This is a genomic window from Phyllobacterium sp. P30BS-XVII (assembly GCF_014138335.1).
Classification (GTDB): domain Bacteria; phylum Pseudomonadota; class Alphaproteobacteria; order Rhizobiales; family Rhizobiaceae; genus Phyllobacterium; species Phyllobacterium meliloti.
Genome location: NZ_JACGXO010000006.1, coordinates 200,035 through 218,073, shown reverse-complemented (window position 1 = coordinate 218,073; position 18,039 = coordinate 200,035). Strand labels below are relative to the sequence as shown.

Genomic DNA, 18,039 nt, shown 5'->3' with positions numbered 1-18,039 from the left:
TCCTATCCTTATGTTGCGGAATCGCAATTGATTGTGAATGAAGTTGCGATTTTTGCCTCGCTTCCGCCAAGAGTTTTTTTAATATGCACATTCGAAAACTGGAGAATCTTGTCAATGCGTCTATTCCCCGTCCTCGTTTTCAGCATGAGCGCCCTCGGTCTTTCCGGATCATCCATGGCCTTTGCTGCTGGAACAGCGACTCTCGTACCACACCGCGCCATCTACGATCTCAAGCTTGATAATGCGCAGGAAAGCAGTGGTATCACGGGGCTGACAGGCCGCATGGTATATGAATTCAATGGTTCGGATTGTGAAGGTTACACGACAAATTTTCGCTTTGTGACGCGCGTCGACATGGAAGAGCAGCCACAACGGGTCACTGATCAGCAGACCACAACGTTTGAGTCGGGTGACGGCGCGAAATTCCGCTTCGTCAACAAGACGTTTGTCGACCAGAGCCTGACCAAGGAAGTGCGCGGCGATGCCCTATTGGCAAAAGACAAGACGGAAATTTCCCTGACCAAGCCCGATGCAAGCAAGGAAAATCTGGAACTGTCGCAGTTTCCCACGCGCCACATGCAGGAACTGATCGGGAAGGCGATTGCCGGAGACGTGTTCTACCAGACCAAACTGTTTGATGGTTCGGAGGATGCCGACAAGGTGATGGCAACGACGGTGGTCATCGGCAAGCCAGCCACGAGCGATCCGGATGACGAAACGAAAAAGATGGGACCGCTTGAGAAGGAAAACACCTGGCCGGTATCCATCGCTTATTTCGATGATTCAGACAAATCCGAAGGCCTTCCAAGCTACCGCATTAATTTCAAGCTCTATCGCAACGGCGTCACCCGCGATCTCAAGATGGACTACGGTGATTTTTCCATGACCGGCAAGCTCGTCAATCTTGAGCTTTTCGACGCACCGAAGTGTACGAAATAAGAATTACGCTGCTTTGGTGATGGGGAGATACGTTCTGTGGCTGCAATGTTGGAGATGCAATCACCCCCCTCTGTCCTGTCGGACATCTCCCCCACAAGGGGGGAGATCACATCGACATCAACGCCTTTGCACAACCGGAACAGTTTCAGATTGTGCAAGATGATATTGAAGGCTGATCTCCCCCCTTGTGGGGGAGATGTCCGACAGGACAGAGGGGGGTGGGCACCGCCGCTGCATGGTTCGTAGTTCGTAGTTCGTGGTTCGACAGGCTCACCATGAGGGAGATGGGTGATGAAAGGGAGTCAAGTTCTGCACTGTCTGCAATCTGCACAGTCTGCGAACTGCACCATTTGCAATCTGCACCATCCGCAATTTTTAATATGCAACCTCTGCGATTATCATTGCATCCTCACTCTCCCTCATGGTGAGCCTGTCGAACCACGAACCACGAACCACGGACAACCTTCTTGCAACCTACTCCCCACAACCGCTGATATCCGGCTTCATATAATCAAATAGGCCTCACGGCCCATGGCGTTGATCAAAGAATCTCCCCAACTGTGATTTGCAAAAGAATAGCGAACAATCCTGAGATTGAATATTGAACGATAGTCATAAGCCATGGCAACAGCGCCCAAAGTGGCTAAAATCGCCTTTTCTCGCGCTTGCTCTTGCGTTTGCCGGGAATATCGATTAACAGCCGCTTCATTCCACACACGGGATTTGGGTTGATATCGGGAGAAATCCGATATGGCCTCCGGTGGCGGGTCTCCCGCCTCTTTCCTGTGGAGGTTAAACCGGAAAAGGAAAACTAAGAGATGGCATTGCCTGATTTCAGCATGCGTCAGCTCCTCGAAGCTGGCGTTCACTTCGGCCACCAGACACATCGCTGGAACCCGAAAATGGCACCATACATTTATGGTGACCGCAACAACATTCACATTCTCGATCTGGCCCAGACTGTTCCGCTGCTTCACCGCGCGCTGCAGAAGGTTTCCGACACCGTAGCCCGTGGCGGCCGCGTTCTGTTCGTCGGCACCAAGCGTCAGGCTTCCGATATCATTGCCGATGCGGCAACCCGTTCGGCCCAGTATTACGTCAATGCCCGCTGGCTCGGCGGCATGATGACCAACTGGAAGACGATTTCGAACTCCATTCAGCGTCTGCGCAAGCTGGACGAACTTCTTTCTGGCGATGCACAGGGCTTCACCAAGAAGGAACGCCTGAACCTCGATCGTGAACGCGAGAAGCTCAACCGCGCTCTCGGCGGTATCAAGAACATGGGTTCGATCCCGGATCTGATCTTCATCGTCGACACCAACAAGGAAGCGATTGCGATTCAGGAAGCCAAGCGTCTTGGTATTCCAGTTGTTGCTGTTATCGATTCCAACTGCGATCCGGACCAGATCGATTTCCCGATCCCCGGCAATGACGACGCCTCGCGCGCCATCTCGCTCTATTGCGATCTGGTTGCCAAGGCTGCACTCGACGGCATTCTGCGTCAGCAGGGCTCCATGGGCATCGATATCGGCGCTCAGGAAGAAGCTCCTGTTGAGCCAGCTCTCGAAGAGCCAGCACAGGCTCCTGCACAGGACGGTGAAGCCTCCGCTTGAGGCTTCATATACCCGTCGTAACGGGTGACTAAAAACAATTGTATTGGCGCATGACGCGCCGCAAAGTTGGCATGCTGGTTTCCCCAGTATGCCTTCGCTTTGAGAAGAGGCGACATAATGAGCATTTCTGCATCACAGGTAAAAGAACTCCGCGAAATCAGCGGCGCTGGCATGATGGACTGCAAGGCAGCCCTGACTGAAACCAATGGCGACATGGAAGCTGCTGTTGACTGGCTGCGTGCCAAGGGTATTTCGAAGGCTGACAAGAAGGCTGGCCGTACGGCTGCTGAAGGTCTGGTTGGCGTTGCAACAAACGGCAAGAAGTCGGTTGTTGTGGAAGTCAACTCCGAGACAGACTTCGTTGCCCGCAATGACGCGTTTCAGGACATCGTTCGCAATGTTGCCAACGTCGCGCTTGGCACTGATGGCGTGACGGCAACTGTTGCCGCCGCAACCTATCCGTCGACAGGCAAGTCCGTTGTTGACACCATCAAGGATGCTGTTGGCACGATCGGTGAAAACCTGTCGTTCCGCCGTTCGGCAGCGCTCAGCGTCAATGAAGGCGTTGTGGCTACCTATATCCATAACGGCGTTTCCGATGGTCTCGGCAAGCTCGGCGTTCTGGTTGCCATCGAAACATCAGGCAACGCAGATGCTGCAAACGCATTTGGCCGTCAGGTTGCCATGCACGTTGCTGCGACCAACCCGCTTGCCCTGACTGCGGCTGAAGTCGATCCGGCTGCTGTCGAGCGTGAAAAGGCTGTTTTCACCGAGTCCGCCCGCCAGTCCGGCAAGCCAGAAAACATCATCGAAAAGATGGTCGAAGGCCGTCTGCGCAAGTTCTACGAGGAAGTTGTTCTTCTCTCGCAGGCTTTCGTTATCAATCCTGACCTGACTGTCGAAGCCGCGCTCAAAGATGCGGAAAAGGCAATTGGCGCACCAGCCAAGATCACGGCATTTGTCCGTTTTGCTCTTGGCGAAGGCATCGAAAAGGAAGAGACCGATTTTGCAGCGGAAGTTGCAGCAGCTGTGAAGAAGTAATTTCACAACTGACGAAATCAGAGGGCACCGCGTGACAACGCGGTGCCCTTGGTGTATCCGGGCTTCGAATATCTGAAATGCGCGACTCTACGGGAGGTCTTATGGTTGGTACGGCTGTCTATAAACGCGTTCTGCTGAAAGCCTCCGGTGAAGCCCTCATGGGCGATCAGGGTTTTGGTATCGATGTTGCGGTTGCTGACCGTATTGCCAGTGATATTGCTGAAGCGCGGGCTCTTGGCGTCGAAGTTGGCGTTGTTATCGGCGGCGGTAACATTTTCCGCGGCGTCGCAGTTGCTTCCAAAGGCGGCGACCGGGTTACGGGCGACCATATGGGTATGCTGGCGACGGTGATCAATTCGCTGGCCCTGCGCACCTCACTGGTCAAGATCGGTATCGACACGGTCGTTCTTTCCGCCATCGCCATGCCTGAATTATGCGAAACTTTCTCCCAGAGACAGGCAACAGCCTATATGGACATGGGAAAAGTGGTGATTTTCGCAGGCGGCACAGGCAATCCATTCTTTACGACAGATTCGGCTGCAGCCCTGCGCGCTGCCGAAGTTGGGGCTGACGCCCTCTTCAAGGGCACCCAGGTTGATGGCGTTTATACCGCCGATCCCAAAAAAGACCCCAATGCTGTCCGCTATGACCAACTTACCCACAAGGAGATGCTTGATCGCGGGCTTACTGTTATGGATACAACCGCAGTAGCCCTTGCGCGCGAGAACAATATCCCAATAATTGTCTATTCAATCCACGAAAAGGGTGGTTTTGCCGAAATTCTGCAGGGCAGAGGGCGTGCGACAATCGTATCCGACGATTAATTGTCGATCTCGCTGGGGCTGACCGGAATACCGGAAAGAATATAGGAGCAGTAAACATGAGTGATGCACTCGATTTGAATGATCTGAAGCGCCGTATGGATGGTGCTGTGCAGGCATTGAAACATGACCTTAATGGTCTGCGCACCGGGCGCGCATCGCCGAGCCTGCTGGAGCCGATTGTGGTGGAGGCCTATGGCTCAAACATGCCACTCAATCAGGTTGCCAATATTACAGTTCCAGAGTCCCGCATGCTCGCCGTATCGGTTTGGGACAAGTCGATGGTCGGCAAGGTCGAGCGCGCAATTCGCGAGTCTGGCCTTGGTCTCAACCCAATCACTGATGGCAATAATCTGCGTATCCCATTGCCGGAGCTTAATGAACAGCGCCGCAAGGAACTGGTGAAAATTGCTCATCAATATGTCGAACAGGCAAAAGTGGCCGCCCGCCATGTTCGCCGGGACGGTATGGACGAGTTGAAAAAGCTCGAAAAAGACGGTGCCATCAGTCAGGACGACAACCGGGTCCTTTCCGACAAGGTACAAAAACTGACAGATGAGACGATCACGGAAATGGACAAGGTCGTTGCGGTCAAGCAAGCGGAAATCATGCAGGTTTAGTTCGCTTTCGTCCTTTAATACCACGGGAGGTTGAGTGCCATGTCCAATCCGAGCCACATTGCCATCATCATGGATGGAAATGGCCGTTGGGCAAAGGCTCGTGGCCTGCCGCGTGCTGCCGGACACAAGGCTGGCGTGGAGGCTTTGCGTGAAACCATTCGCGCTGCCGGAAAAATGGGTATTCCGTTTCTGACCCTGTTTGCATTCTCATCGGAAAACTGGTCGCGCCCACGTTCTGAAGTCTCTGATCTGATGGGATTGCTCAAACTGTTCATCCGGCGCGATCTGGCTGATCTTCACCGCGAAAATGTGCGTGTGCGCGTCATTGGCGAGCGCGAAGGCTTGGCCAAGGATATTCGCGGTCTGCTTGGTGAAGCCGAGACCCTGACCGAGAAGAACACAGCGCTGACCCTTGTCATTGCCTTTAATTACGGTTCACGCAACGAAATCACCCGGGCAGTGCAGAAAATTGTCGCTGAAGTTGCCTCCGGCGCTTTGGCGCAGGCGGATGTGACCGCTGAAGCCATTTCGGCGCGGCTGGATACATCGGATATTCCTGATCCTGACCTGATCATCCGCACCAGCGGTGAGATGCGCCTTTCCAATTTCCTGCTTTGGCAGGCTGCTTATTCGGAATTCATGTTCCTGCCGTGCTACTGGCCGGATTTCCGCTCGACGCATCTGGCCGAGGCGATTGAGACATTTCATATGCGCGAACGGCGCTTTGGCGGTGTCAATCAGCAGGAAATCGCCCTGTGACGGCTTCAGGGGCATCTGCACCGGATAAGGGCCCCGGCCGTTTTTCCAATTTATACAAGCGCACATTCAGTGCGATTATTCTGATCGCGATTGCCGTGGCGCTGACATGGGTTGGCGGCTTACCGTTCACGCTGATGGCCTGCGCTATCGGGCTCGGCGTTCTTTATGAATGGCATGCCATTACGGAACCCCGTTCAAACGTCCTGACCCGTAGCGTTTCCTGGGCCTGCCTCATCATCGTGTTGGGCATGTTGATGCTGTCGCATAACGGTTTGCTGATCATCGCTGTTTTGCTGGCCGGATCGGCTCTGGTGGCTATCCTTGGTGGCAGGCAATCCGGCATCTGGCCGGCCACAGGACTGCTCTATGCGGGATTTCCGTCCATAGCCCTGACCTTCGTGCGCGGCGACACGGGCGATGGGTTTGCGGCCATTCTGTTCCTCTTTGCCGTTGTCTGGTCGACTGACATTTTCGCCTATTTCAACGGGCGCGCGCTTGGTGGCCCAAAGCTTGCGCCGCGCTTTTCACCCAATAAGACATGGGCAGGGGCCATTGGCGGCGCTGCAGCCGGTATTGCAGCTGGCGTGGCTTGCGCGGCATTCATAACACCGGCTGGCGGTGTTCCCATTCCACTCATCGCCTTTGTGCTGTCGGTAACAGCTCAAATCGGTGATCTCGGCGAATCATGGGTCAAACGCAAATTTGGTGTGAAGGATTCGGGCCAGATGATTCCCGGTCACGGTGGCGTGATGGACCGGGTGGATGGACTTGTGGCGGCTGCGGCATTGCTGTACCTCATCGGGGCAATTCTGGTGAAACCGGAAACGCCTTACGATATTCTTTTCTAGCAGGCCAAACCCGGCGATCCCTTTGAGGGGTTGGGCAAGGCCCGGAGGACATTTTGACGGATACGCTGAGCTATCTTTTCGGCACGCACAGTTTGCTTATTGGTACGATTTTACCCTTTCTGATTGTACTAACGGTTGTGGTCTTCGTTCACGAGATGGGACACTACCTCGTCGGGCGTTGGTGCGGCATCGGCGTTCAGGCTTTTTCCATCGGCTTTGGCCCGGAACTGTTCGGCTTCAATGACCGCAGCGGTACGCGCTGGAAACTGTCGGCGATCCCTTTGGGCGGTTATGTCAAGTTTGCTGGTGACGAGAGCGTAGCAAGCTCACCGGTTGCTGCGACCCAAAACATGAGTGCCGAAGAGCGGGCTGTTGCCTTCCATACCCAACCGGTCTGGAAGCGCGCAGCAACCGTCTTTGCCGGACCTGCATTCAATATTCTCCTTACCGTTGCAATTTTTTCCGTCTTTTTTGCTCTCTATGGTCGCATGGTTGCAGATCCCATGGTCGCTGAAGTGCGTCCGGGTGGCCCCGCTGCCGTGGCGGGATTTCAGCCCGGCGATCGCTTTATCAGTGTCGATGGCGACAAGGTTCAAACTTTTGCCGACGTACAGCGCCATGTTTCTGCACGGGCAGGCGATTCTCTGAAATTTGTTGTGGAACGCAACGGGCAGGAAGTGAACCTGACCGCAACACCGGAACTTGCGGAACAAAAGGACGCCTTGGGCAACACGGTAAAAGTTGCTGTTATCGGTGTCGTAAACAATCAGGAACTCGGCAATTTCCGCCGCATTACCTATAACCCAATCGAATCAGTCGGTCAGGCCGTGCGTGAGAGCGGTTTCATTATTGCCCGCACTGGCCAGTTCTTCAGCCGCTTCTTTGCCGGACGCGAGGACAAATGCCAGCTGGGTGGACCAGTCAAGATTGCCACAATGGCGGGGCAGGCGGCCAGTCAGGGGGTCGATTGGCTGATTCAGCTGACCGCAATGCTGTCGATCGGCATTGGTTTGCTCAATCTTTTCCCTTTGCCACCGCTCGATGGGGGACATTTGATCTTTTATGCCGTCGAAGCAGTCATCCGCAGACCGGTAAAACCGGCTGTTCAGGAGATTTTTTTCCGGGTGGGCTTCCTATTGGTGCTCGGATTTATGGGATTTGTTGTGTTTAATGATCTTTTCGCCTGTCGGTGACGAAAATTAAACATTAGTGAAAATTACAGGCGTGGGCTGGAAAAGCGTTATGATCTGTTTACTATAAGCTGTGAATGGCGTGGCATGGATGCCACGCTTTCGTGTGAAGTAAATAGATTTTAACCGTAAGCCTTGCGTGTATGTAAAAACCGGCTATGACGGTGTGCGAGTAAGTGCTTAGTCCGGGATCTCGCCCGGGGACAACGAGAAACAAAGGTTTAGTAGGCCTATGGCGGCAAGTTCAAAATTCGTTGGTGCAGCGTCGGCGCTCGCCATTTCAGCGGCTCTTGTAAGTTCGGGAGCAATCGTCACCACGATTGCGGGGATTACAGCAGCACATGCAGCAACAGTCAGCCGCATTGAAGTGCGCGGGAATACCCGTGTTGATGCCCAGACGGTCAAGGACAATCTCGGCATTACGCCCGGCAAGCCTTTCTCCAACAATGATATTGATGCAGCCACCAAGCGCCTGTTCGCAACGGGCCTGTTCGGGGATGTGCGCATTACGCAGGCTGGCGGCGCGCTTGTCGTTACTGTCTCCGAGCATCAGGTTGTCAATCAGGTCATTTTCCAGGGCAACAAGAAGATCAAGGATGCGCAGCTGGCTCAGGCCGTACAGCTGAAGTCACGCGATGCATTCAACCAGACAACACTCGATGCCGACACCGAGGCCGTCCGCGCCGCTTACCGCAATGTCGGTCGCAGTGATGCCACGGTTAGTTCGCGCCTGATGGATCTGGGTCAGGGCCGCGTCAACGTTGTTTACGAAATCAATGAAGGCGACCGCACCAAGATCGCCAATATCGTGTTTGTCGGTAATCAGGCTTTTGGTGAACGCCGTCTGCGCGACGTTATCTCGACAAAGCGCTCCAACCCACTGTCCTGGCTGACACGCAATGACGTGTACAGTGAAGACCGCATGCGCGCTGACGAAGAATCACTGCGTCGGTTCTATTACAATCGTGGTTATGCGGATTTCCGCGTTGTCTCGTCGACAGCCAATCTTGATGCGGCGACCAATGAGTACACGATCACCGTCACGGTTGAAGAAGGTGAAAAGTACAAGTTCGGCGGCGTTGAAATCCAGAGTTCGGTTGAGGGTGTTGATACATCCAAACTGAATGGTCTCGTGCAGACATCCGAAGGCGATACATACAACGCCAAGGAAGTTGAAGATTCGATCATCAAGCTGTCGGAAAAGGTTGCAGGTCAGGGTTATGCCTTTGCCAAGGTCGAACCACGCGGCGATCGCAATTTCGAAAACCACACGATTTCGGTTGTCTATAACATCGATCAGGGGCCGCGCGCCTATCTCGAGCGTATCGAAATCCGCGGCAACGAGAAAACACGCGACTACGTTATCCGTCGTGAATTCGATGTGAGCGAAGGCGATGCGTTCAATCAGGTTCTGATCCAGCGCGCCAAGAAGCGTCTGGAAAACCTTGAATTCTTCCAGACCGTCAACATCTCGACTGCTCCAGGCTCGCAGCCTGATCAGGTCGTGCTCGTTGTGGACGTCGTTGAGAAATCTACCGGTGAATTCTCCATCGGTGGTGGTTATACGACCGGTGGTGAAAGCCCCGGACCGACAGTTGAAGGCTCGATCACCGAACGCAACTTCCTTGGTCGTGGTCAGTATATTCGTATCGGCGCCGGTGGCGGTCTGAACAACAACCGTACCTATTCGCTGTCCTTCACCGAACCTTATTTCCTCGGTCAGCGTATTTCTGCTGGTTTTGATCTGTTCAAGCGTCAGTCTGGCGTTAACAACAAGTATGAAACCGATTTGACCGGTGGTACGATCCGCTTTGGCTTGCCAATCACTGAAACTTTGACTGCTGGTGTTGCGTACAACCTTTCGCAGGAAAAATATGAGATTGATAGCGATGCGCGCAATCCTGACGGTTCTGTTAATCTGAATGAGATTTCGCAGGCTTTTGCTGATGCGGCCGATCACGGCGCTTGGATCAAATCATCGGTTAGCTGGTCATTGGTCTATGATACGATTGACGATCGTAAAAATCCGCATGACGGTATCTATGCCAAGTTTAATCAGGAATATGCTGGTGTTGGCGGTGACGCGAACTTCCTGAAGACAACGTTCAAGGGTAGCTATTACAAGACGCTTTCCCAGGAAATGGATATTGTCGGTCTGGTTGGCGTAGGCGCCGGTCACATTGAAGGATTTGGCGACGATCTGCGCGTGTTTGACTTGTTCAAGAACAATCAGGACATGATCCGCGGCTTCAAATATGCCGGTATTGGTCCACGGGATAGCAGCGTTAAGGATAGCGAGGGTAGTTTCCTCGGTGGCACAACGTACTTTAATGCGAGTGTGGAAACTCAGTTTCCATTGCCGATCGTTCCTGAGAGCCTTGGTATTCGTGGTGCTCTGTTCGCCGACGCTGCGACACTGTATGGCAATGAGCTCAAGAATAACAAGGGCCAGCGCTATGTAGCTGACGACGGTATGGAATGGCGTGCTTCTGCAGGTGTAAGTATTATGTGGGCGTCGCCGTTCGGACCGCTGCGCTTCGACTACGCTTTCCCAGTCAAGAAAGTGGACGGCGATCAGGTGCAGAACTTCAACTTCGGCATGTCGAGCAAATTCTGATAGATTGCTGACCTCCCGGGGGAGCATACTTCCCCGGGGGAGAAAGTTAGTCGATGGCCGATCCGATCTTTTATGAGCCACTATTGAATATGACAGTTGGTCAGATCGCCGATCTGGCCAATGGCGTTCTTGTGGACAGTTCTCTGGCTAACCGCCCGGTGACACGTCTTGCTTCTCTCGCAGATGCAGGACCAGATGCCCTTGTCTTCATCGATGGCAAGAAGAATGCGCAAAACCTCGAAGGTTTGAAGGCCGCAGGCGTTCTCTGCACCGACGAAGTCAAGCCAAGCATTCCAAAAAACGTTGCCATTATCGTTACCCTCCATCCGCAACAGGATTTTGCTGCCATTGGCCGCGCGCTCTATCCAAGAGCGGTAAATGCGCATCTTTGGAGCGGCGACGAGACTGGCGTTTCGCCCCATGCGATCATTGATCCGACCGCTGAGATTGAGGCGGGTGTTACCATCGAACCCGGCGTTATCATTGGCAAAGGCGTGGCAATCGGTTCAGGAACGGTCATTGCCGCCAATGTGGTGATTGGCAATGGCTGTAAGATCGGCCGTGATTGCTACATCGCGCCAAGCTGCTCGGTTCAATATGCCTTTCTGGGCAATCGTGTGCTGCTGCATCCGGGCGTGCGCATTGGACAAGATGGTTTTGGTTATGTTTCAGGCAAGGCCGGGCTCGAAAAAATGCCCCAGCTTGGCCGCGTTATTATTCAGGACAATGTCGAGATTGGTGCCAACACCACGGTTGATCGCGGCGCTTTGGCGGATACGGTTATCGGTGAAGGCACGAAAATCGACAATCTCGTGCAAATTGCCCACAATGTTCGTATTGGACGCCATTGCGTGATTGCTGCGCAATGTGGCATTTCCGGCAGTGTCGTGCTCGGTGATATGACAATGCTCGGCGGCAGTGTCGGTATCAAGGATCACGTCAACATCGGTTCACGCGTTGAAATCGCTGCGGCAAGCGGCGTTATGAATGATATTCCGGACGGCGAGCGGTGGGCCGGTGCGCCCGCCCAGCCGTTCAAGCAATGGTTCCGCGAGATTGCGAGTGTTCGCGCGATGTCCCGAACCAAGAAGGAGAGCAGTTCAGATGAATGAAAATGTACAGGCGAGCACTCTTGGCGTCGCGGACATCCAGAAGCTTCTGGCAAACCTGCCGCATCGCTATCCCTTTCTGTTGATTGATCGCATTGTTGATATTGATCGCGATGAGTCAGCAACGGGCATCAAGAATGTCAGCATCAATGAGCCGCATTTCGCCGGACATTTTCCCGAATTGCCAATCATGCCCGGTGTTCTGATCATTGAAGCTATGGCCCAGACTGCTGGCGCAATCGTGTTGTTCCATAATGGCAGCGGTAAGCCCGGCAAGGTCTTCTTCATGACCATTGATGGCGCCAAGTTCCGCAAGCCTGTTGTTCCCGGCGATCAGCTCAAGCTGCGCGTGACCAAGGTCAAGCAGCGCGGCAATATCCACAAATACAGCTGTGTGGCTGAAGTTGATGGCGTCAAGGTTGCAGAGGCCGAAGTTGCAGCCATGGTCAGCTTCCCCGATGACGACGAGACCGGCGCTTGATGTCCAATTCCAGCATTCATCCCACTTCCATTATTGAAGCGGGCGCAAAGATTGGCGACAGGGTAAATATCGGTCCATTCTGCCATATTGGCGCGGAAGCTGTTATCGGCAACGATGTCAGCATATTAAACCACGCGGTCATTATGGGCGCGACGACGCTTGGCGATGGTTCCAAAGTCTATCCAAACGCAATTTTGGGCGGCGAACCACAGAACACCAAGCATAAGGGCGGACATACGACGCTCACCATCGGCAGGAACTGCACCATTCGCGAAGGTGTCACCATGCATCGCGGTACGGATAGCAGCCGTGGATATACGACCGTCGGCAATAATTGCATGTTTTTGGCCTATTCGCATGTGGCGCATGATTGCGACATTGGTGATAACGTGACCTTTTCCAACAATGTGATGATCGGCGGTCATGTCACGGTTGGTAATAATGTCATTATCGGCGGTGGGGCGGCACTGCATCAGTTTGTGCGTGTTGGTCATCATGCTTTCATTGGCGGCCTTGCGGCCGTTGCCAAGGACGTGGTGCCCTATGGCATGGCTATCGGCAACCACGCCTATCTTGCCGGTCTGAATATTGTTGGCATGAAACGCTCGGGAATGGCGCGCCCGGAGATCCACAATCTTCGTCACGCGGTGCGTATGCTGTTTGACCGCAGCAAACCGGTTTACAAACGCGCGGAAGATGTACGGCTTGAGTTTTCTCAGTCGCCAGCGGTTATCGATCTGATCGATTTTATTCTCGCTGATACCAAACGTCACTACTGCACGCCGCCCCTCGGTTCCGGAATCGAGACCAGCGACAGTGACGACAACAGCTAAACCCACCGATCCAGCATTGCCCGCGGCCATAACAGGCCGTACAGCGATTGTTGCCGGCAATGGGCTTCTTCCCATTGCAATAGCCGAAAGCTTGCACAGCCAGGGTGCTGATCCCCTTATCATAGCGATCAAAGGGGAAGCCTCGCCTGAAATCAACGCACGCAAACATGCGGAGATTTCGATAGTCGAGCTTGGTGGTTTGATGAAAATTCTGAAATCATCCGACATTTCCAATGTGGTGCTGGCCGGTGGCGTTCGCCATAGGCCGGAATTCGCGGCAGCCTTGCGTCCCGGTAACGGCAACCTCGTCGCGCTCTATCGTTTCATGCGCGCATTCCGGCTTGGCGATGACGGATTGCTCAAAGCGGTGATTTCGACCATCGAATCCTATGGTTTCCGGGTTGTTGGTGCCCACGAAATTGTTCCGGATATTCTTGCGCCGGATGTCGGAACGATCACCCGCAAGAAAGCTGATAGCGCGAGCATTGCAGATATGCAGGCGGCCCGTCAGGCGGCTATCATGATCGGTTCACTTGATATCGGGCAGGCGGCGATCGCCGTTGGCGGGCGTGTAGTGGCACTTGAAGGCGTGGAGGGTACTGACGCCATGCTGCAGCGGGTGGCCGAACTGCGTATCGCCAAACGGATCAACCGCAAGGGCGGTATTCTGGTCAAATGCGCCAAGCCGCAGCAGGAAGTGCGCGCAGATTTGCCCGCCATTGGCATCAGTACCGTTGAGAACGCAGTCAAAGCCGGTTTGAAGGGCATTGCCATCGAAGCCCGGCGGACGTTGATCCTCGGTTATTCCGAAACAATTGCCGCAGCCAATGAAGCCGGTATTTTTATCGAGACCTTCGCGCAGGAGGCCGAATAATGACCACGTCCAAGCCGCTACGCCTTGCCATCGTTACGGGTGAAGAGTCCGGCGATCTGCTTGGTGCTGATCTGGTTCAGGCCCTGCGGCGGCAATATCCCGCCGACGTGACGCTAATGGGTGTCGGCGGCGAACATCTTCAGGCGCTTGGTCTCAACTCATTGTTTGATCAGCATGAAATTGCTTTGGTGGGGTTGACGGCAATCGTCACGAAACTACCGCAGCTCATCCGCCGCATATCGCAGGTGGCTGGTGCAATCGTTGCGGCGAAACCCGATTGCCTTGTTATTATCGATAGTCCTGACTTTACCCACCGGGTAGCGCGCAAGGTGAGGGCTGCTGATCCCTCAATCCCGATTATCAACTATATCAGCCCATCGGTTTGGGCGTGGCGGCCGGAACGCGCCAAAGCCATGCGCGGCTACATCGATCATGTTCTGGCGATTTTGCCGTTCGAAGTGCAGGCGCTGAAGGACCTTGATGGACCACCCGCCACCTATGTCGGCCACCGTCTTGTGACGCACGCGCCCTTGCTGACAGCCGCGGAGCAAAATCGCGCACGCGAGGCTCATTTTTCCGAAAGGAAAGAACATCATCTTGTGGTTCTTCCGGGGTCGCGCAAGGCGGAAATTACCAGTCTTTCCAAACCTTTCGGCGAAGCTATTGAACTACTGGCGAGCCGCGGAAACCGTTTCACACTGACCTTGCCGACGCTTCCCAAAGTTGAACAACTCGCGCGGCAATTGACTGCGGACTGGAAGGTCCAGCCCAACATTGTGGTGGGCGAAGCAGAGCGGTTGAAAGCTTTCGCACAAGCCGATGCCGCATTGGCAGCTTCGGGCACCGTATCGCTCGAGCTGGCATTGGCGCGCATCCCGACGGTTTTATCCTATAGGCCTGACTGGTTGGCGCGGATGTTCATTGCGCCGCGCATCAAGGTCTGGAGTGCGGCCTTGCCCAATATCATTGCCGATAAGCGCGTCGTTCAGGAATATTTCAACCAGTTTGTTCGTCCCGGTCCGCTCGCGCGGGAAATCGAGCAGTTGCTGCGGCCTGGTTACGCCCGTTCGCTGCAACTCGACGGTTTTGACGAGATTGCTGAGTTGATGCGAACAGACAGGCCTTCCGGCGATATTGCTGCTGAAAAAGTACTCGAATACATCAAACGCCAATCGTGATAGAGAATACAAAAAAGGCGCCAATCGGCGCCTTTTCATGAGATTTGACTGCGCTTACTTGCGGTTGCCGACTGGCACGTAATCACGCTGGGTCGCACCGGTGTAAAGCTGGCGCGGGCGGCCAATCTTCTGATGCGGGTCCTCGATCATTTCCTTCCACTGGGCGATCCAGCCAACCGTGCGGGCAACGGCGAACAGAACAGTAAACATAGTGGTGGGGAAGCCAAGTGCCTTCAAGGTAATGCCGGAGTAGAAATCGACATTCGGATAGAGCTTCTTTTCGATGAAATATTCATCGGTGAGTGCAATGCGCTCCAGTTCCATCGCAACATCGAGCAATGGATCGTCCTTGATGCCGAGTTCGGCCAGAACTTCCTTCGTCGTCTGCTGCATGATCTTGGCGCGCGGATCGTAGTTCTTGTAAACGCGATGACCAAAGCCCATCAGGCGGAACGGATCATTCTTGTCCTTGGCGCGGTTGATGAATTCGGGAATGCGATCAACTGTCCCGATTTCGCCGAGCATGTTCAGCGCTGCTTCGTTGGCACCGCCATGGGCAGGGCCCCAGAGGCAGGCAATACCCGCAGCGATGCAGGCAAACGGATTGGCACCAGATGATCCGGCAAGGCGGACCGTTGATGTCGATGCATTCTGCTCGTGATCAGCGTGCAAAATGAAAATCCGGTCCATTGCGCGGGCAAGAACCGGATTTGGCACGTAATCTTCGCATGGCACAGCAAAGCACATGTGCAGGAAGTTGGTTGCGAAATCGAGATTATTCTTCGGATAAACGAAGGGCTGGCCGATGTGATACTTATAGGCCATCGCAGCCAGGGTCGGAATCTTCGCGATCATGCGGATCGACGCGACCATCCGCTGATGCGGATCGGAAATATCGGTTGAGTCGTGATAGAAGGCGGACAGGGCGCCAACACAGCCAACCATGACAGCCATGGGATGGGCGTCACGGCGGAAGCCGCTGAAGAAGCGCGACATCTGCTCATGCACCATGGTGTGATGCGTTACACGATAATCGAAATCATGCTTCTGGCTCTTTGTCGGCAGTTCGCCGTATAGCAGCAGATAGCAGGTTTCGAGAAAATCGCCTTTTTCAGCGAGTTGTTCGATTGGATAGCCGCGATGCAGCAAAATGCCTTCATCACCGTCAATATAGGTGATCTGCGACTCGCAGGAGGCTGTGGATGTAAAACCCGGATCGTAAGTAAACGCACCGGTGTTCTTGTAGAGTGTTCCAATGTCCACGACATCAGGTCCGATGGTGCCTTGTTTTATCGGTAACGCAAACTCGTGACCATTCAGATCGATGTTGACGCTATTCTCAGACATTGCCGTTCCTTTCTTGCTTCAGCTCCCGCTGACATCCCGTGTACCAATTCCAAAACCCGCTGCTTGAGCAATAGGCTCTCGTTGAGCTTCGGAAACGAAAGGACACGAGTTACTTCAAATTCCAGTATGCTTCACACTGGCCCAAAGCACTGACCCTCTTTACGAGGTATTTCTCCTGATTGTCTCAGGCACGTCACCGTACCCGAACGGCGCAATGTTGCAATGCAAAAAATGCACCGTCGGGGCTACGGATTAACCTTTTATCTGGTCTTCAATACGGCCCAATGACTCTTCACGGCCAAGCACCGCCAAAACATCAAAAACGCCCGGAGATGTTGCTCTTCCCGTCAAGGCGGCACGCAGCGGCTGGGCGATTTTTCCAAGTTTCAGCCCTGTATTTTCCGCATGAACACGCACCGCAGCATCCAGAGCCTCGGCAGTCCAGTCATTGACAGCGGCAAGCGCCGGAAAAACGCCTGCCAATACGCTTCTACCTTCTTCATTGAGCAGGCCGGAAGCTTTTTCATCCAGACCAAGCGGGCGTTGCGCAAAAAGGTATTTTGCACTGTCCGCCAGTTCCACAAGGGTCTTGGCGCGCTCTTTCAGGCCGGGCATCGCTGCCAGCAGCTGCTGCCTGGTCCGGTCATCGAGCCGCGACAGAATGTCCGCGCCGCCTTCGATTTCGGGCAGGATATCGATCATGGCTTTGACCAGATCGGCATCATCGGAAAAACGCATATAGTGGCCGTTGATGGCTTCCAGCTTCTGGAAGTCGAAACGCGATGCACCGCGATTGATATCGGAGATTTCGAACCATTCGATCATCTGGGCATCGGACATGATTTCATCATCGCCATGGCTCCAGCCAAGACGCACGAGATAGTTGCGCAAGGCGGCAGGCAGATAGCCCATCGCACGATAGGCCTCCACACCCAGCGCCCCGTGACGCTTGGACAGCTTTGCGCCATCCGCACCATGGATCAGTGGAATATGGCCCATGACAGGCACATCCCAGCCCATGGCATCGTAGATAACCGTCTGGCGTGCGGCATTGGTCAGGTGATCGTCACCACGGATAATGTGGGTAACGCCCATGTCATGGTCATCAACCACAACCGCATGCATATAGGTCGGATTGCCATCGGAGCGCAGGATGATGAAATCATCGAGATCCTTGTTGGGAAAGCGCACATCGCCCTGCACGAGGTCGCGCACGAGGGTTTCACCTTCCTGCGGTGCCTTGATGCGGATAACCGGCTTGACGCCTTCAGGTGCTTCCTTCGGGTCACGATCGCGCCAGCGGCCATCATAGCGGGGTGGTCGGCCTTCGGCGCGGGCCTTTTCGCGCATTTCCTCAAGCTCTGCCTGTGAAGCATAGCAATAATAGGCCTTGCCCTTGGCAACCAGCTCTTCAGCGACTTCCCGGTGGCGCGGCGCACGCTCATATTGCGAGACCGCATCGCCATCCCAATCGAGGCCGAGCCACTTCAGGCCATCAAGAATAGCTGTCACCGCCGCTTCTGATGAGCGTTCGCGATCCGTATCTTCGATGCGCAGCAGCATCTTGCCGCCCGTATGCTTGGCGTAGAGCCAGTTAAACAGGGCCGTGCGGGCACCACCAATATGGAGGTATCCGGTCGGGGAGGGTGCAAAACGGGTAACAACGGGTGATGACATAAGTACTCCAGCGGAGGCTTCGGCTATTAGCCTAACCTCCAATCGATTTGATCTGGCGTTGATGTAGCATAGGAGCGCTGCTGTGCAAGGGC

At 54.3% G+C, this 18,039-nt stretch carries 17 protein-coding genes; 14 read left to right on the top strand and 3 right to left on the bottom strand.

Annotated elements, in window-relative coordinates:
- Positions 1 to 144: 144 nt before the first annotated feature.
- Entirely contained in the window at positions 145 to 939 is a 795-nt protein-coding gene (locus FHW17_RS17820; RefSeq protein WP_227988158.1) for a cell envelope integrity EipB family protein, read from the top strand.
- 503 nt (positions 940 to 1,442) lie between these two features.
- Here FHW17_RS17820 and FHW17_RS17815 read toward each other — a convergent pair.
- Positions 1,443 to 1,817, bottom strand: coding sequence for a hypothetical protein (locus FHW17_RS17815; RefSeq protein WP_162700200.1), 375 nt, complete (start codon positions 1,815 to 1,817; stop codon positions 1,443 to 1,445).
- On the opposite strand from FHW17_RS17815, the gene rpsB reads away from it, so the two are divergent.
- The 13 genes from rpsB (at position 1,758) to lpxB (ending at position 14,923) form a co-directional block, all read left to right on the top strand.
- On the top strand, positions 1,758 to 2,552 hold the full coding sequence (rpsB, locus tag FHW17_RS17810; protein WP_112530065.1) for a 30S ribosomal protein S2: 795 nt from the start codon (positions 1,758 to 1,760) through the stop codon (positions 2,550 to 2,552). The genes FHW17_RS17815 and rpsB overlap by 60 nt on opposite strands.
- A 117-nt stretch (positions 2,553 to 2,669) precedes the next feature.
- Positions 2,670 to 3,593: a translation elongation factor Ts gene (tsf, locus tag FHW17_RS17805; RefSeq protein WP_112530063.1), complete on the top strand. Its 924-nt coding sequence runs from the start codon at positions 2,670 to 2,672 to the stop codon at positions 3,591 to 3,593.
- 101 nt (positions 3,594 to 3,694) lie between these two features.
- Positions 3,695 to 4,417 carry a UMP kinase gene (gene pyrH / locus FHW17_RS17800; RefSeq protein WP_112530061.1) on the top strand — a complete coding sequence of 241 codons (723 nt, stop codon included), beginning with the start codon at positions 3,695 to 3,697 and terminating at the stop codon, positions 4,415 to 4,417.
- Between the two features lie 56 nt (positions 4,418 to 4,473).
- On the top strand, positions 4,474 to 5,034 hold the full coding sequence (gene frr / locus FHW17_RS17795; RefSeq protein WP_112530059.1) for a ribosome recycling factor: 561 nt from the start codon (positions 4,474 to 4,476) through the stop codon (positions 5,032 to 5,034).
- Between the two features lie 39 nt (positions 5,035 to 5,073).
- The gene (locus FHW17_RS17790) at positions 5,074 to 5,793 is read left to right on the top strand and encodes an isoprenyl transferase (protein ID WP_112530057.1); all 720 of its coding nucleotides are present in this window, start codon (positions 5,074 to 5,076) and stop codon (positions 5,791 to 5,793) included.
- The gene (locus FHW17_RS17785; protein WP_182510450.1) at positions 5,790 to 6,641 is read left to right on the top strand and encodes a phosphatidate cytidylyltransferase; all 852 of its coding nucleotides are present in this window, start codon (positions 5,790 to 5,792) and stop codon (positions 6,639 to 6,641) included. Before FHW17_RS17790 ends, FHW17_RS17785 begins: the two co-directional genes overlap by 4 nt.
- 53 nt (positions 6,642 to 6,694) lie before the next feature.
- Positions 6,695 to 7,834: an RIP metalloprotease RseP gene (gene rseP, locus FHW17_RS17780; RefSeq protein ID WP_113094785.1), complete on the top strand. Its 1,140-nt coding sequence runs from the start codon at positions 6,695 to 6,697 to the stop codon at positions 7,832 to 7,834.
- Between the two features lie 229 nt (positions 7,835 to 8,063).
- On the top strand, positions 8,064 to 10,448 hold the full coding sequence (bamA, locus tag FHW17_RS17775; RefSeq protein WP_182510449.1) for an outer membrane protein assembly factor BamA: 2,385 nt from the start codon (positions 8,064 to 8,066) through the stop codon (positions 10,446 to 10,448).
- A 53-nt stretch (positions 10,449 to 10,501) separates the two neighbouring features.
- Entirely contained in the window at positions 10,502 to 11,560 is a 1,059-nt protein-coding gene (lpxD, locus tag FHW17_RS17770) for a UDP-3-O-(3-hydroxymyristoyl)glucosamine N-acyltransferase (RefSeq protein ID WP_112530049.1), read from the top strand.
- Positions 11,553 to 12,038: a 3-hydroxyacyl-ACP dehydratase FabZ gene (gene fabZ, locus FHW17_RS17765; protein WP_091886136.1), complete on the top strand. Its 486-nt coding sequence runs from the start codon at positions 11,553 to 11,555 to the stop codon at positions 12,036 to 12,038. Before lpxD ends, fabZ begins: the two co-directional genes overlap by 8 nt.
- Positions 12,038 to 12,871 carry an acyl-ACP--UDP-N-acetylglucosamine O-acyltransferase gene (gene lpxA / locus FHW17_RS17760; protein WP_182510448.1) on the top strand — a complete coding sequence of 278 codons (834 nt, stop codon included), beginning with the start codon at positions 12,038 to 12,040 and terminating at the stop codon, positions 12,869 to 12,871. The genes fabZ and lpxA overlap by 1 nt, the downstream gene beginning before the upstream one ends.
- Positions 12,855 to 13,745 carry a UDP-2,3-diacylglucosamine diphosphatase LpxI gene (gene lpxI, locus FHW17_RS17755; RefSeq protein ID WP_112530045.1) on the top strand — a complete coding sequence of 297 codons (891 nt, stop codon included), beginning with the start codon at positions 12,855 to 12,857 and terminating at the stop codon, positions 13,743 to 13,745. The genes lpxA and lpxI overlap by 17 nt, the downstream gene beginning before the upstream one ends.
- Positions 13,742 to 14,923, top strand: a complete 1,182-nt coding sequence (lpxB, locus tag FHW17_RS17750) for a lipid-A-disaccharide synthase (RefSeq protein WP_182510514.1) — start codon at positions 13,742 to 13,744, stop codon at positions 14,921 to 14,923. The genes lpxI and lpxB overlap by 4 nt, the downstream gene beginning before the upstream one ends.
- Positions 14,924 to 14,977: 54 nt before the next feature.
- Here the strand turns inward: lpxB and gltA are convergent, their stop codons facing one another.
- Positions 14,978 to 16,270 carry a citrate synthase gene (gene gltA / locus FHW17_RS17745; protein ID WP_091886125.1) on the bottom strand — a complete coding sequence of 431 codons (1,293 nt, stop codon included), beginning with the start codon at positions 16,268 to 16,270 and terminating at the stop codon, positions 14,978 to 14,980.
- A 252-nt stretch (positions 16,271 to 16,522) separates the two neighbouring features.
- A complete protein-coding gene (gene gltX / locus FHW17_RS17740) occupies positions 16,523 to 17,947 on the bottom strand; it encodes a glutamate--tRNA ligase (RefSeq protein ID WP_112530041.1) in 1,425 nt (474 codons plus the stop codon).
- Between the last annotated feature and the right edge of the window lie 92 nt (positions 17,948 to 18,039).

What these genes read in the sequence shown, in the direction of transcription:
- lpxD (WP_112530049.1), top strand. Translation starts at nt 10,502, where the DNA reads ATGGCCGATCCGATCTTTTATGAGCCACTATTGAATATGACAGTTGGT.
- pyrH (WP_112530061.1), top strand. Translation starts at nt 3,695, where the DNA reads ATGGTTGGTACGGCTGTCTATAAACGCGTTCTGCTGAAAGCCTCCGGT.
- FHW17_RS17790 (WP_112530057.1), top strand. Translation starts at nt 5,074, where the DNA reads ATGTCCAATCCGAGCCACATTGCCATCATCATGGATGGAAATGGCCGT.
- frr (WP_112530059.1), top strand. Translation starts at nt 4,474, where the DNA reads ATGAGTGATGCACTCGATTTGAATGATCTGAAGCGCCGTATGGATGGT.
- bamA (WP_182510449.1), top strand. Translation starts at nt 8,064, where the DNA reads ATGGCGGCAAGTTCAAAATTCGTTGGTGCAGCGTCGGCGCTCGCCATT.
- fabZ (WP_091886136.1), top strand. Translation starts at nt 11,553, where the DNA reads ATGAATGAAAATGTACAGGCGAGCACTCTTGGCGTCGCGGACATCCAG.
- tsf (WP_112530063.1), top strand. Translation starts at nt 2,670, where the DNA reads ATGAGCATTTCTGCATCACAGGTAAAAGAACTCCGCGAAATCAGCGGC.
- rpsB (WP_112530065.1), top strand. Translation starts at nt 1,758, where the DNA reads ATGGCATTGCCTGATTTCAGCATGCGTCAGCTCCTCGAAGCTGGCGTT.
- FHW17_RS17820 (WP_227988158.1), top strand. Translation starts at nt 145, where the DNA reads ATGAGCGCCCTCGGTCTTTCCGGATCATCCATGGCCTTTGCTGCTGGA.
- lpxA (WP_182510448.1), top strand. Translation starts at nt 12,038, where the DNA reads ATGTCCAATTCCAGCATTCATCCCACTTCCATTATTGAAGCGGGCGCA.
- gltX (WP_112530041.1), bottom strand. Translation starts at nt 17,947, where the DNA reads ATGTCATCACCCGTTGTTACCCGTTTTGCACCCTCCCCGACCGGATAC.
- gltA (WP_091886125.1), bottom strand. Translation starts at nt 16,270, where the DNA reads ATGTCTGAGAATAGCGTCAACATCGATCTGAATGGTCACGAGTTTGCG.